13 protein-coding genes are annotated in these 13,482 nt (G+C 66.8%); 8 read left to right on the top strand and 5 right to left on the bottom strand.

Going from position 1 to position 13,482, the window contains the following annotated elements:
- The first annotated feature begins 1 nt into the window (after position 1).
- Both ASG64_RS15065 and rraA read left to right on the top strand, forming a co-directional pair.
- Complete coding sequence (locus ASG64_RS15065; protein ID WP_042573518.1) at positions 2 to 388, top strand: DUF5313 family protein; 387 nt, start codon at positions 2 to 4, stop codon at positions 386 to 388.
- 29 nt (positions 389 to 417) lie between these two features.
- Positions 418 to 912 (top strand): ribonuclease E activity regulator RraA, encoded by a 495-nt coding sequence (gene rraA / locus ASG64_RS15060; RefSeq protein WP_042573517.1) that lies wholly within the window; start codon positions 418 to 420, stop codon positions 910 to 912.
- On the opposite strand, the gene ASG64_RS15055 is transcribed toward rraA, so the two are convergent.
- Positions 903 to 1,130: an RNA-binding S4 domain-containing protein gene (locus ASG64_RS15055; protein WP_056074247.1), complete on the bottom strand. Its 228-nt coding sequence runs from the start codon at positions 1,128 to 1,130 to the stop codon at positions 903 to 905. The two genes, rraA and ASG64_RS15055, sit on opposite strands and share 10 nt — an antisense overlap.
- Complete coding sequence (gene amaB / locus ASG64_RS15050) at positions 1,127 to 2,629, bottom strand: L-piperidine-6-carboxylate dehydrogenase (protein ID WP_056074440.1); 1,503 nt, start codon at positions 2,627 to 2,629, stop codon at positions 1,127 to 1,129. Before amaB ends, ASG64_RS15055 begins: the two co-directional genes overlap by 4 nt.
- Positions 2,630 to 2,714: 85 nt before the next feature.
- Here amaB and lat point away from each other — a divergent pair, with 85 nt between their 5' ends.
- From lat to ASG64_RS15035, 3 genes are all read left to right on the top strand, one after another.
- On the top strand, positions 2,715 to 4,025 hold the full coding sequence (lat, locus tag ASG64_RS15045; protein ID WP_156388387.1) for an L-lysine 6-transaminase: 1,311 nt from the start codon (positions 2,715 to 2,717) through the stop codon (positions 4,023 to 4,025).
- Between the two features lie 45 nt (positions 4,026 to 4,070).
- Positions 4,071 to 4,883, top strand: coding sequence for an alpha/beta fold hydrolase (locus tag ASG64_RS15040; RefSeq protein ID WP_056074246.1), 813 nt, complete (start codon positions 4,071 to 4,073; stop codon positions 4,881 to 4,883).
- Positions 4,884 to 5,003: 120 nt separating this feature from the next.
- On the top strand, positions 5,004 to 5,789 hold the full coding sequence (locus ASG64_RS15035) for an SDR family oxidoreductase (protein ID WP_056074435.1): 786 nt from the start codon (positions 5,004 to 5,006) through the stop codon (positions 5,787 to 5,789).
- A 9-nt stretch (positions 5,790 to 5,798) separates the two neighbouring features.
- Here the strand turns inward: ASG64_RS15035 and ASG64_RS15030 are convergent, their stop codons facing one another.
- On the bottom strand, positions 5,799 to 6,608 hold the full coding sequence (locus tag ASG64_RS15030; RefSeq protein WP_156388386.1) for an IclR family transcriptional regulator: 810 nt from the start codon (positions 6,606 to 6,608) through the stop codon (positions 5,799 to 5,801).
- A 48-nt stretch (positions 6,609 to 6,656) separates the two neighbouring features.
- Positions 6,657 to 7,697: an NAD(P)H-dependent flavin oxidoreductase gene (locus ASG64_RS15025; protein ID WP_235579596.1), complete on the bottom strand. Its 1,041-nt coding sequence runs from the start codon at positions 7,695 to 7,697 to the stop codon at positions 6,657 to 6,659.
- A 355-nt stretch (positions 7,698 to 8,052) separates the two neighbouring features.
- Between ASG64_RS15025 and ASG64_RS15020 the strand changes: the two genes are divergently transcribed.
- Together ASG64_RS15020 and ASG64_RS15015 are read left to right on the top strand one after the other, a co-directional pair.
- Entirely contained in the window at positions 8,053 to 9,117 is a 1,065-nt protein-coding gene (locus tag ASG64_RS15020; RefSeq protein ID WP_056074245.1) for a GGDEF domain-containing protein, read from the top strand.
- 19 nt (positions 9,118 to 9,136) lie between these two features.
- Positions 9,137 to 9,418 (top strand): hypothetical protein, encoded by a 282-nt coding sequence (locus ASG64_RS15015; protein WP_056074244.1) that lies wholly within the window; start codon positions 9,137 to 9,139, stop codon positions 9,416 to 9,418.
- Here ASG64_RS15015 and ASG64_RS15010 read toward each other — a convergent pair.
- On the bottom strand, positions 9,408 to 9,983 hold the full coding sequence (locus tag ASG64_RS15010) for a TerD family protein (protein WP_042573509.1): 576 nt from the start codon (positions 9,981 to 9,983) through the stop codon (positions 9,408 to 9,410). The genes ASG64_RS15015 and ASG64_RS15010 overlap by 11 nt on opposite strands.
- A gap of 201 nt (positions 9,984 to 10,184) precedes the next feature.
- On the opposite strand from ASG64_RS15010, the gene lysX reads away from it, so the two are divergent.
- Positions 10,185 to 13,478, top strand: coding sequence for a bifunctional lysylphosphatidylglycerol synthetase/lysine--tRNA ligase LysX (gene lysX, locus ASG64_RS15005; protein ID WP_442971155.1), 3,294 nt, complete (start codon positions 10,185 to 10,187; stop codon positions 13,476 to 13,478).
- Positions 13,479 to 13,482 lie beyond the last annotated feature (4 nt).

The raw sequence follows: 13,482 nt of genomic DNA, 5'->3' as shown, positions 1-13,482 counted from the left end.
CATGGGTTCCCCCGACACGACACGTCCAACCGGCCTCGAGTACGTCGGTTATCAGTTCGGACGCACACTTCCCCCGTCCATGCAGGACTGGGTGAGGCGCGATCTGGTCGGGCCGGGATCCACGACGCGCTACATGGTGCGGTTCCTCGTGCCGGCCGTGCCGCTGCTCGCCCTGTTCCTGCTGATACCCGGTCCACTGTGGATCCGGCTCGCGATGATCGCGTTGCTTCTGCTCCCGTTCGTCTACTTCGCGTTCGCGCTGATGAACGTCTACCGACGGCATCGTCTGCTCAGCCACGGTCTGGACCCGGCACTGATCGGCGCGAAGGCGCAGCAACGTGTCGACGACGTGCGGGACGACTACGAACGTCGGCACGGCCGCGCCTGACGGCGGAACCCCCGCTAGCCTGTCCAGCCATGAGCACCTTCATCGCGACAGCGGACCTCGCCGACTCCATCGGACCCGACATTCGCAGCTGCGATACGCAGTTCCGTCAGCTGGGCGCGGTGTCCGAGTTCTGCGGACCCATCACCACCATCCGGTGCTTCCAGGACAACTTGCTGGTCAAGCAGACATTGTCCGAGCCGGGCAACGGCGGCGTCCTCGTCGTCGACGGTGACGCCGGCGTCCATACGGCTCTGGTGGGCGACATCATCGCCGGTCGCGGCGTCGACAACGGCTGGGCCGGCGTCATCGTCAACGGCGCGGTCCGCGATTCGGCGATCCTCCGGACTCTCGCGATCGGCATCAAGGCGCTGGGCACCAACCCCCGCAAGAGCACGCAGACCGGGTCCGGGGAGAAGAACGTCACCGTCGAGTTCGGCGGCATCACCTTCGTGCCCGGCGAGTTCGTCTACAGCGACGACGACGGAGTGGTCGTCGTCTCCGAACCGCTTCCCGATCAGTCCTGAGCGCCCACTCGCGCGGACACTCCGCCGACGGTGACCACATCGTCGGCGCGGAGTTGGCGGCCTCGCCGTAGTTCGGTCTCGCCGTTCACCTCGACCAGGCCGTCGGCGATGACGGCCTTGGCTTCGGCTCCCGAGTCGATCAGGTTGGCCAGTTTCAGGAACTGACCCAACCTGATCACCTCGTCGCGGATAGGAACGACGGCGATGTTCTCGGTCACAGGAACGTCACCCCCTGTGCCAGCGGCAGCTCCGAGCTGTAGTTGACGGTGTTCGTGGCGCGCCGCATGTACGACTTCCAGGAATCGCTGCCGCTCTCCCGGCCGCCGCCCGTCTCCTTCTCCCCACCGAACGCGCCACCGATCTCCGCACCGGACGGGCCGATGTTCACGTTCGCGATACCGCAATCGGATCCCGACGCGGACAGGAAGCGCTCGGCCTCCCGGAGATCCGTCGTGAAGATCGACGACGACAACCCCTGCGGAACATCGTTGTGGACGGCTATCGCGTCGTCCAGATCGGAGTACGTCATGACGTACATGATGGGGGCGAACGTCTCTCGACGCACCACCTCGGTCTGCGACGGCATCCGGACGATCGTCGGCTGCACGTAGACACCGGTCAGCCCGCTCACGCGCTCGCCTCCGACCACGACGGTCCCGCCCTCGGCGACCGCCTGCTTCAGCGCCGCCGCGTACCCGTCGTAGGCAGCCTCGTCGATGAGCGGACCCACCAACGTCGACGCCTCCAGGGGTGACCCGATGGGCAGCGAGGCATAGGCGGCGGACAACCGCTCGACCAGAACGTCCGCGATCGACTCGTGCACGATGACGCGTCGCAACGAGGTGCACCGCTGACCGGCGGTTCCGGCTGCGGAGAACACCAGACCGCGCACCGTCAGATCGAGATCTGCGCTCGGGCAGACGATGGCGGCGTTGTTGCCGCCCAGTTCCAGCAGGACGCGTCCGAACCGGGCCGCGACGCGGGGCGCCACCTCGCGGCCCATCCGCGTCGACCCGGTGGCGGAGACCAGGGCGACCCTGGCGTCGTCGACGAGCGCTTCGCCGGCGGCGCGCTCACCGATCACGAGTTGTGCGAGCAGGGGCGACACACCTGCTCGGCGGGCGGCCTCCTCGAAGATCGCCTGCACGGCGAGGGCCGTGACGGGCGTCTTCTCCGACGGCTTCCACACCACGGTGTTGCCGGTGACCAGCGCGAGGACGGTGTTCCAGGACCACACGGCCACCGGGAAGTTGAAGGCCGTGACGACGGCGACCACTCCCAGCGGATGCCACTGTTCCATCATGCGATGGCCGGGCCGTTCGGTGGCGATGGTGTTGCCGTACAGCTGGCGGGAGAGTCCGACGCCGAAGTCGCAGATGTCGATCATCTCCTGCACTTCGCCGAGTCCCTCGCTGACGATCTTGCCCGCCTCGATGGAGACCAGCTCGCCCAGCGCGGCCTTGTGTTCGCGGAGCAGTTCGCCGATCTCCCGTACGAGCCCACCTCGTACCGGCGCAGGAACAGACGACCACTGCGAGTACGCGTCGGACGCTGCGTCGACGACCGCTCCGATGTCCTCGGTGACAGGGACGTGGCCGAGGACGTCACCGGTGATCGGACTGGTCGCCGGCAGGCCGCCGTCCTGTGCGAGCGGCGCGGCACCCATCGCGGCGAGCAGCTCGGACGTGCGCGTGGACAGATCGGCGGTCGATGTCATGGCTCCATTGTCTCCGATGGTCGTCACCGGATATTTTCCGGCGTTACGGTTGTTGGACGATAATTTATCGCGTAGTTTGCCATTCATGACGCAGGTACTGCCAACTCGCCCCGACTCCGTCCACGACGTTCTGTCCCGTCACATCCTCGCGGACGGGTTCGACATGGTGCTGGATCTGGCTCGCTCGCAAGGATCGACTCTCGTCGACGAACGCACCGGCGAGCACTACCTGGACATGTTCACGTTCTTCGCCAGCAATGCCCTCGGCATGAACCATCCCGCCCTCGTCGACGACGCCGAGTTCCGGGCCGATCTCCTGACGGCTGCGCTGCACAAGCCCAGCAACTCCGACATCTACACCGAGCCGATGGCCCGATTCGTCGATACGTTCGCGCGTGTCCTGGGCATCGCGGAGATGCCGCACCTGTTCTTCGTCGAGGGCGGGGCTCTCGCGGTGGAGAACGCTCTCAAGGTCGCGTTCGACTGGAAGAGCCGACTCAACGAGTCACGCGGACTGGACCCCGCTCTCGGCAGCCGGATCATGCACCTGGAGCACGCGTTCCACGGCCGCTCCGGCTACACCATGTCGCTGACCAACACCGACCCCGTCAAGGTGGCGCGGTTCCCCAAGTTCGACTGGCCGCGCATTCCGTCTCCGTATGTGCGCGACGGTGCCGACATGGACGCCCTCGAGTCGCTGTCCGTCGCCGCCGCTCGCACCGCCTTCGAGGCCTACCCGCACGACATCGCGGCGATCGTCGTCGAACCGATCCAGGGAGAAGGCGGCGACCACCACTTCCGGCCCCGCTACCTCCGCGCACTGCAGGATCTGTGCCACGAGTTCGACGCGCTCTTCGTCGTCGACGAGGTACAGACCGGAGCGGGTATCACCGGAACACCCTGGGCTCACCAGCAACTGGGCATCGAGCCGGACGTCCTGGCCTTCGGCAAGAAGACTCAGGTGTGCGGCATCATGGCCGGGCGCCGCGTGGATGACGTGCAGGACAACGTGTTCCGGGTCGGATCGCGCATCAACTCGACCTGGGGCGGCAGCTTGACGGACATGGTGCGGGCTCGCCGCATCCTCGAGGTCGTCGAACGTGACGGGTTGATCGCTCGCGCGGCGCAGATGGGCGAGGTCCTGCGAACTCGACTCGACGATCTCGCCGCTCGGCATCCCGCGGTGTCCGATGTCCGCGGCCGTGGGCTGTTCTGCGCGTTCTCGCTACCCGACGGCGCCACCCGCGACCGCGTGATCGAACGGCTGCTCGTCGACGAGCACGTCGTCATGCTCGGGTGCGGATCCCGCAGTGTGCGGTTCCGACCCGCGCTGACCGTCACCGAGGAGGCGCTCGCGGCGGCCGTGGATGCGCTGGACGCGGTGCTCGGGACCTAACTGTGTGTGCACGCCGGTGACAGGCACTGACGTAGTATCCGCCGCATGACTCTGAAGTACGACGTCGCGGGCACCGGCCCCACCCTTGTCCTGGTCCACGGCGTCGTACATCGCCGCCAAGCGTGGGACGCCGTTCTGCCTCTGCTGACTCCGTATCGACGCGTCGTCACCGTGGACCTGCCGGGCCACGGCGAGTCGGCACCACTGCGTGAGTCCGGTGAGAACGTTCTGGTGAGACTGCAGATCGAACTCACCGAATTCGTCCGGGAGGTCGAGGAACCGGATCAGCAGGTGCACATCGCCGGTAACTCCCTCGGCGGTTTCGTGGCACTGTGCCTCGCGGCGCAGGGAGAGGTGGCGTCCGCGACGGCGCTGTCCCCCGCCGGCTTCTTCCTGAACACCGCCGATCAGGCGCGGACGATGGCGACCTTCCGCGGAATGCGCGCCATCGCCCGCACTCTCGGTGCTTCTGCGCCCACCGCGCTGAAGTCCCGCGCGGTGCGCTACCCGTCGTTGCTGCCGTTCTTCGCACGCCCCAGCCGGGTCCCGTACGAGGCCGCCGTCGCCGACGTCGACTCCCTGACCACCAACGCCATGATCGACGCCGGAATCGACGCACCTTTCGAATTCCCTGCTCTGACAGAGCCTTTGGTGCCGGTCACGGTCGCCTGGGGTACGCGCGATCTGATCCTCCCGCGCTACCAGAGCCGCAACGTCCGACGCGTCTTCCCGCACGCGCGCATGATCTCGGTGCCCGGCGTCGGCCATGTGCCGATGACGGACAATCCCGAACTGATCGCCTCGATCCTGCTCGCCGGGAGCGAGAACGCTGCCGAGTCGAACGCCGGAGCGATCTAGGCCGACTCCATCTCTTCTCGCAGTCCGGGCCATTCTCAGACTGCGAGAACGACCCTGGACGACGGTCACGGAGCAGGTGTGATCTGGGTGGGAATCATTCACCGAGTCAAGGAGGACTCCATGAGCGAGAACCCACGCGTTGCCGTCGTCACCGGAGCTGCCCGCGGAATCGGCAAGAGCATCGCCGAACGCCTCGGCCGAGACGGCCTTCACGTCGTCGTGGCGGACCTGTCCGGGTCGAAGGCCGGTATCGACGACACAGTCGAGACGATCACCGCGGCCGGAGGTATCGCGACAGGCGCAGAGGTCGACGTCGTGGACGAGTCGTCGGTCGACGCTCTGGTGCGCACCGCGGTCGAGGCGGGTGGAAGGCTGGACGTCTTCGTCGCCAACGCCGGCATCGCACAGGTCGAAGAACTCCTGAAGTACGACAGCGCGGACTTCGACAAGATCTTCGACGTCAACGTCAAGGGCGTCTTCAACTCGTACCGCGCCGCCGCCAACCAGTTCATCGCACAGGGCGGAGGGGGCAAGATCATCGGCGCCGCGTCGATCGTCGCGTTCCGCCCCTTCGCGCTCCTCGGTCCTTATTCGGCGACGAAATGGGCCGTTCGCGGTCTGACTCAGGCCGCGGCCATGGAATGGGCCGAGCACGGGATCACCGTCAACGCATACGGACCCGGCATCGTCGGAACCGCGATGTGGGACTTGATCGACGAGAAGCTCGCAGCGAAGCACGGGCAGCAGAAGGGCGAAGCATTGGCAGAGAATGCCCAGTCGATCCTGCTGGGCCGGGTGTCCGTACCCGACGACGTGGCCAAGCTCGTCAGTTTCATGGCCTCCCCGGATTCCGACTACGTGACGGGTCAGACGATGCTCGTCGACGGCGGTATCCAGTTCTCCTGATGCGCAGGATCAGCCGGTGCGCAGCCACCGGCTGATCTCGTTCGCGGTGGACCGTAGTGCGCGCTCGACCTCCGCCGCACGCCTACGGTCCACTTCCCGGTCGGGTGTACTGATCGCCACTGCGCCGGTGACCGCCCCGGACGCGTCGTGCACGGCCACCGCCGCACACGCCGTCGACGGCACGAATTCCTGCCGCTCCCAGGCAACTCCGCGACGCGACACCTCGGCGAGATGGCGTGCGAGTTCGGTGCGATCGGTGATCGTGGTGGGGGTGAGCCGCTCTGTTCCGTGGCTGTCGAGGTATTCGGTAGCGTCCTCGAGGCTCATGGCCGCCAGCAGGATCTTCCCGAATGCCGTGGCATGACCCGCCTCGTGGAAACCGAAGTTCATCGGGGTGATCCGCGGGTGCGTGGGGCAGTCCACCACATGTGCCACGACGACGTCGACACCGCGATACACGGCGTAATAGCTCGCAGCGCCGACCATCTCGTGCAACTTCGCTATGCGCCGGCGAACCGACGCCGGTACGCCGACCTGTCGGTGCAGACTCACACCCAGTCGATCGAGCTTGTACCCCAGCTCGAACCGCTTTGCTGCCTTGAGATGTACGAGGTACTCGCACCCGACGAGAACCTGGAGCAGTCGGTACGTCGTCGGGATGGGGAACCCGAGAGCTTCGGATACTTCCTTGGCGCTGGCGCCGCCGCGGTCTGCGACCACTTCGAGCACTGCGAGCGTCTTCTGCACCGTGGCAACCCCGGCGTTACCGGCACGCCCGGGTCGAGAGGCGGTCGCGCCGGTCGTGATGTCGTCGAGCACCACTACATTCTCGCGTATTTCCGCCGCTGCGATAGTGAGACGGCGGAACTAGGCCGACTCCATCTCCGCGACGACGCGCGCCACGATCTCGGCGGCGGGCGCGGCGGTAACGGCGCGCCAGCCGGTCCCAGCCCACAGGTTCGGAACGTCCGCGCGGCCGGCGGCCGTCGCGGCCGTCCTGATGGGACCGGTGATGGCGTTGACGTCGGGATATCCGGCGGGTGCGGTCCCTGTGTGCGTCTGCGCGAACTCGTTCTCCAGCCCTCGGGCAGGTCGACCCGAGAATGCCCGCGTGACGACGGTGCGCCGATAGCGCCGGTCGAGCAGCGCGGCACGGTGGACGTCGGTGGTACCGGCTTCGTCCGAGCACAGGAACGCGGTGCCCATCTGTGCCGCGACCGCCCCCAGTCCGAGGGCGGAGACCACGGCAGACCCGTCCATGATGCCGCCGGCAGCGATCAGCGGGACCTCCACGGACAGCCCGACGGCGACGAGCAACGACGCCAGCGACATGGCGGGTCCGCCGCGCATCGACGCGGTGTCGTCGGTGAATACTCCGCGATGACCTCCCGCCTCGCTGCCCTGCACGACGAGCATGTCGGCGCCGTCCTCGACGGCCATCTGCGCTTCAGCTACCGAGGTGACAGTGCCGACCATCAGGGCGCCGATGTCGTGAACTCGTCGGGTCAGCTCGGTCCCGGGACGACCGAAGGTGACGGACACGGCCGCCGGCCGGTGCGCGCAGACGACGTCCACGACATCGTCGATGTCGTCGGCGCCGGGCGTGGCCGGGCCTGGCTCGACGCCCAGTTCGGCGGCAAGCGCGGTCAAGGACTGGCGGTACGCCTCCATCTCGTCCGTCACGGCGATGTGCGCGGAGGGAAGGAACAGGTTGATGCCGTACGGCGCGGACGTCAGGCTCTCGAGTTCGGTGAGCCGCTCGTCGAGCTGCTCGGGGGTCAGTAGAGCTCCGGCGAGGAACCCCAGTCCACCGGCGTTGCTGACGGCAGCGGCGAGAGCCGGAGTCGACGGACCTCCCGCCATGGGCGCGAGGACGACGGGCAGGCGTGCGGGAAACGACGCGGTCACCCGCCGATCGTAGTGGCCGGACCACGCGGGATTCCAGGGTGGGAATCCGAGCATGTACCGGTTAACGCCCACACAAACAAACTGCACGTACACTGGAGTCGCACATAACACTGCCCGTACCGTCATCACGGCGTCGAAAGTGTGCACTCACCGCGTCGGGGGCCGCACGAGAGACTCGAAGGAGTCCAGCTTCATGCCTCATCCGACCCACCGTCCTCGGACGCCCCTTCCTCGGGCGTACCGGGAGCAGCGAGTGCAGGGTCGTCACAGTGGCTCCCGCGGGCGACGGACATCGACGCGATCGACTCTCACGCACCGTCCGAGGGACAGTGCCCTCCGGGTCGTCCACCGCTGGTTGACCACCCCGCACGACTTCGACTGGATCTTCACGCACCACTCGACCCGCCCGATCCACGGAATGATCCGTGCCGTGTTCGCCGCGGGAGTCCTACTGAACGCCGCCGTGTCGATTCTGATGCTGTTCTCCCCGAACGGTCCGTCCGGAACCTGGCAGATCGCATGGGTCCTCGTCGTGCTGGTGCTGCAGATCGCCGTGATCGTCTGGGCTCTGACGGGACCCGTTCCGGACACGAAAGCGCAGTTCCTCGGCTTCCTGATCTTCGGGGACGTGGGCATCACGTCGGTCATCCTTCTCGACACCCCGACGTCGGCCCTGATCGGCACGTTCCTGTTCGCGATCAACGGTGCACTGTGCACGTTCTTCCTCAGTCCGCGAGTCCTGGTCGTGCACATCGCCTTCACCAACTCGGTGATCATCCTGATCGGCGCGATGGCGTACTACCAGGATCTATGGGGGCCGTACGACGCCATCGCCGCCGTCCTGGTGGCGGCCGGCGCGTCGAGCGGCGTCTCGATCTTCGCGTCCGTCGCGTGGTCGTTGGTCTCCACCGATGCGAAGGCGTCGGACATCGATTCGCTGACCGGTGTGGCGAACCGTCGAGGGCTGCAGAACTCCGTGGAGGACCTGTGGCTCTCCGCGATCGACCGATCCGTTCCTCTCGTCGTCGTCATGGTCGACATCGACCGTTTCAAGAGCGTCAACGACAGATTCGGCCACGAGCAGGGCGATTCCGTCATCGTGCTGTTCGCCGAGCGGCTCGCCGAGCTGTTCTCCGACCACGGAGTCGTCGCCAGGACCGGCGGTGAGGAGTTCGTGGCGGTGATGACCGATGCCGCGGGAAGTCTCGAATCCGTGGTCGCCCGGACCAACGACGCTGTGCACGATCGCGAAGATCCGATTCCGGTGACCGCCAGTGTGGGCGTCGCCGTCCTGACCCCGGACTCACCGTTGTGGCAGAGCGGTCCCTCGGCCATCGAACGCGCCACCCGTGGTGCCGACTCGATGATGTATCGAGCCAAAGCAGCAGGTGGCCACCGCCTGCTGTCCACGTACTTGTGATGAAGGGCGGACGCTCCGCATGAACCAGATCTTCCACTCGCTCGTGGTGTTGAACGCGCTGTTCGCCGCGTCCGCGTGGTGCCTCGCGCGCCCCAACGCGCTGTCGGTCGTCGCACTGCTCACCGCGTCGGTGGCCGAGGTGTTCTTCAACGGCCCGCTCGAGGGGCGGGTATTGGTCGTGTTCACCCGCTACCACGGCATCACCGAGTCCGACCTGCTGGCGGTCGTCGGTGTTGCCATCGCCGCGGCCGGCCTCGTCCGCATGAAGCGGAGGGCCGACCGCGAGAAGGTCAGACGGTGATGCCGAAGTCCCGTGCGATTCCCGCGAGACCCGAGGCGTAACCCTGGCCGACTGCGCGGAACTTCCACTCGGCGCCGTTGCGGTACAGCTCGCCGAAGACCATCGCGGTCTCGGTCGAGGCGTCCTCGGTGAGGTCGTAGCGGGCCAACTCGGTGCCGTTCGACTTGTCGATGACGCGGATGTACGCGCCGCGCACCTGGCCGAAGGACTGCGAGCGCGCATCCGCCTCGTAGATGGAGACGGGGAACGTCACGATGTCCACGGTGGACGGCACGGCGGCCAGGTCGACGTCGATGACCTCGTCGTCGCCGTCGCCCTCACCGGTCTTGTTGTCACCGGTGTGCTGGATGGAACCGTCGGGCGTCTTCAGGTTGTTGAAGAAGACGAAGTACTCGTTACCCGGAGCCTTCTTGTCCGGTCCCAGGGCGATCGCACTGGCGTCGAGGTCGAAGTCGGTTCCCGTGGTGGTCCGCAGATCCCACCCCAGTCCGACGGACACGGCCGTCAGGTTCGGTGCTGCCTTGGTGAGTGAGACATTGCCGCCCTTGGTCAAGCTGACGCCCATGGTGATGAATCCCTTCGTCGTTTTCGACCGATAAGTCCTGTTGGACCGGTGCTGTCCCGCCAACGAACCCGACGGCGATCCGGTTCCCGGGGCGACGTCGCCGGAACAACCACGCGCCGTGGGACAAGTCGTTGCATAGTTGTCTTCGCACGCCGCGCTGCAGGAGGAGCTCACATGTCCACGACCCAGACGGCATCCCCGCTGTCCGACGCGACGCGGGTCGCCAAGGCGGACCGACGCTCTCGCCACAAGGGCCGGTTCCGCAACGTTCCGCACCACGTGGGTCTGGCACTGGGCATCTACGCGACGATCGTCCTGCTGTGGAGTCTGTCGCCGGCACTACGCGCCCTCGTGCGTGTGCCGCGGGAGTGGATCGACGCCTACGTCATCGATGCGCCGGACACGAGCCTGTCGTACGGACTGGTGCTGGCACTGGTCGCCGCCGCCCTCTCCACGCGCAAGCGGATCGCCTGGTGGATCGCGGTGCTGTACGGAACGGCGTCCGCGGTCGTCAACGTCCTGACACTTGTCGACGACGTCCGCAGCGCCGGGTCGTGGATCGGGCTGGCCCTGCAGGTGGCGGTCGTCGCGTTGCTGGTGGCAGCACGCCCGGAGTTCGACACCAAGGTTCGGCGGGGCGCGGGCTGGAAGGCGATCGGCGTGCTCGCCGTGGGTCTGGCGGTCGGGATCATGATCGGATGGGCGCTACTCGAAGCCTTCCCCGGCAGCCTTCCCCGCGGAGAAGCTTTTCTCTGGTCACTGAACAGGGTGGCCGGCCTCGCTCTGGTGGACAACGAGCAGTTCAGCGGGCGGCCTCACGGTTTCCTGAACTTCCTGCTCGGCTTGTTCGCCTTCCTCGCTCTCGCAGCGGCCGTGGTGACGCTGTTCCGGTCGCAGCGGGCGACCAACGCGCTGACAGGCACCGACGAGTCCGCATTGCGCGGGCTCATCGCTCGATCGGCGAACGACGACTCGTTGGCCTACTTCGCGACGCGTCGCGACAAGGCGGTCGTCTTCGCTCCCAACGGACGAGCGGCGATCACCTACCGCGTCGAAGTGGGCGTCTGCCTGGCCAGTGGTGACCCCATCGGGCACCAGGAAGCATGGCCGCACGCGATCGAGGCATGGCTCGAGATGTCGTCGCAGTACGGATGGGCCCCGGCGGTGATGGGCGCGAGCGAGACCGGTGCCGCGGCGTTCCGCAGAGCCGGTCTGACCGTCCTCGAGCTCGGTGACGAAGCGATTCTCCAGACGCGGTCCTTCGCCCTGAACGGGCCGGAGATGCGGCCCGTCCGCCAGGCGGTCAATCGCGCGAAAGGCAAAGGCGTCACGGTACGGATCCGTCGGCACCGGGACATCCCCGACGAGGAGTGGCCGGCCATCGTCGAGCGGGCCGACGAGTGGCGCGACACCGAGACCGAGCGCGGGTTCTCGATGGCTCTCGGTCGCCTGGGTGACCCGTTGGACGGTGACTGCCTCCTCGTCGAGGCGGTGCTGGACGAGAACCGGGTCGTCGGCACCCTGTCCCTGGTGCCCTGGGGGAGCAACGGAGCATCGTTGGATCTGATGCGCCGAGACCCGCACTCGCCCAACGGCACCGTCGAGCTGATGGTGTCCGAACTGGCGGCGCGCTCCGACACGGTGGGGATCACCAAGGTCTCGCTGAACTTCGCGGTCTTCCGGTCCGTCTTCGAGGCCGGTGGCAGGATCGGCGCGGGACCCGTTCTGCGCCTGTGGCGTTCGACGTTGGTGTTCTTCTCCCGATGGTGGCAGCTCGAGGCCCTCTACCGATCGAACCTGAAGTACCAGCCCGAGTGGGTGCCCCGGTACCTCTGCTTCGAGGACAACCGCGACCTGCCCAAGGTGGGCACGGCGTCGGCCATCGCGGAAGGATTCCTGACTCTGCCGGGCCTGGGTGCGAAGGCACACACCGGAACCCGCGAGGCAGTTCCGGCCGCACTGCTCGAGGCGGGCTCGCTGCACGCGGACGGAAGTGAGCCCGACGACGTCGCCACCGTCGATCGCGCCGGACCCCGACGTCCCGAGCAGGTGCGCGTCAGGTTGGCCAAGCTGGACCGGCTCTCCCGCAGCGGTGTCGACGCGTATCCCACCGCACACCCACCGACCCACACGATCGTCGATGCGTCCCGGTCACCCGAGGGAACGACGGTGCGGATCGCGGGAAGATTGCTGCGGGTGCGGGACTACGGCGGCGTCGTGTTCGGCCTGGTCCGCGACTGGAGCGGTGACCTGCAGATCCTGCTCGACCGCGAGCGTGTCGGGCGAGATCGCCTGACGCAGTTCGCCTCCGACTTCGATCTGGGTGACCTGATCTCCTGCACCGGCGTGGTCGGACGCAGCCGCAACGGCGCCTTGGCTCTGCTGGTCGCCGACTGGCGGATGAACGCGAAGTCGCTGCATCCGTTGCCCGACAAGTACCGCGGCCTGACCGATCCCGAGTCGCGGGTCCGCCAACGGTACGTCGACATGGAGATCAACCCTCGCGCGCGTGAGCTGATGCGCGCCCGCAGTGCCGTCGTGAAGTCGCTTCGGGACACCCTCGGCGAGCGTGGTTTCATGGAGGTGGAAACACCTGTGCTGCAACAGATCCACGGCGGGGCGAATGCTGCTCCGTTCCTCACCCACATCAATGCCTACAACCTCGACCTGTATCTCCGCATCGCGCCCGAGCTGTATCTCAAGCGACTGTGTGTGGGCGGTATGGAGAAGGTGTTCGAGATCGGTCGGGTGTTCCGCAACGAGGGCGCGGATTTCAAACATAATCCCGAGTTCACGATCCTCGAGGCCTACGAGGCGCACAGCGATTACGAAGAAGCAATGGTGTTGTGCCGTCAGCTCATTCAGCGAGCTGCTACCGCGGCCTACGGCCGCGAGGTGATCTATCGCCCGGCCGAGGACGGGACGATGACCGAGATCGACATCTCGGGCGAGTGGCCGGTGAAGACGATGCACGGCGCCGTGGCCGAGAAGATCGGAGAAGACGTCGGACCCGAGACATCCCTCGAAGAGCTCCAGCGGCTCTGCGACCTCCACGACGTTCCGTATCAGTCGACGTGGGACAAGGGGGCGGTCGCGCAGGAGATGTACGAACACCTCGTCGAGGACTTCACCGAGTTCCCGACGTTCTACACCAACTTCCCCACGTCGATGTCGCCCCTCACCCGTCCGCACCGCAGCATCGACGGTGTCGCCGAGAAGTGGGATCTCGTGGCGTGGGGTGTCGAGCTCGGCACCGCGTACAGCGAACTGACCGACCCTGTCGATCAGCGAGCCCGGTTGACCGAGCAGTCGATGCTCGCATCGGGCGGTGACCCCGAAGCCATGGAACTCGACGAAGATTTCCTCCAGGCTCTCGAACACGGGATGCCGCCGACGGGCGGTCTGGGAATGGGTGTGGACCGCGTCGTCATGCTCATCACCGGCGGCAGCATCCGGGAGACGTTGGCGTTTCCGCTCGCCAAACCCCGTACGTGAACGC

The organism is Rhodococcus sp. Leaf247, from assembly GCF_001426185.1.
GTDB lineage: Bacteria > Actinomycetota > Actinomycetes > Mycobacteriales > Mycobacteriaceae > Rhodococcoides.
This window is presented reverse-complemented; position numbering and strand designations above follow the sequence as displayed.

What these genes read in the sequence shown, in the direction of transcription:
- ASG64_RS15015 (WP_056074244.1), top strand. Translation starts at nt 9,137, where the DNA reads ATGAACCAGATCTTCCACTCGCTCGTGGTGTTGAACGCGCTGTTCGCC.
- rraA (WP_042573517.1), top strand. Translation starts at nt 418, where the DNA reads ATGAGCACCTTCATCGCGACAGCGGACCTCGCCGACTCCATCGGACCC.
- amaB (WP_056074440.1), bottom strand. Translation starts at nt 2,629, where the DNA reads ATGACATCGACCGCCGATCTGTCCACGCGCACGTCCGAGCTGCTCGCC.
- ASG64_RS15010 (WP_042573509.1), bottom strand. Translation starts at nt 9,983, where the DNA reads ATGGGCGTCAGCTTGACCAAGGGCGGCAATGTCTCACTCACCAAGGCA.
- ASG64_RS15035 (WP_056074435.1), top strand. Translation starts at nt 5,004, where the DNA reads ATGAGCGAGAACCCACGCGTTGCCGTCGTCACCGGAGCTGCCCGCGGA.
- ASG64_RS15065 (WP_042573518.1), top strand. Translation starts at nt 2, where the DNA reads ATGGGTTCCCCCGACACGACACGTCCAACCGGCCTCGAGTACGTCGGT.
- ASG64_RS15040 (WP_056074246.1), top strand. Translation starts at nt 4,071, where the DNA reads ATGACTCTGAAGTACGACGTCGCGGGCACCGGCCCCACCCTTGTCCTG.
- lat (WP_156388387.1), top strand. Translation starts at nt 2,715, where the DNA reads ATGACGCAGGTACTGCCAACTCGCCCCGACTCCGTCCACGACGTTCTG.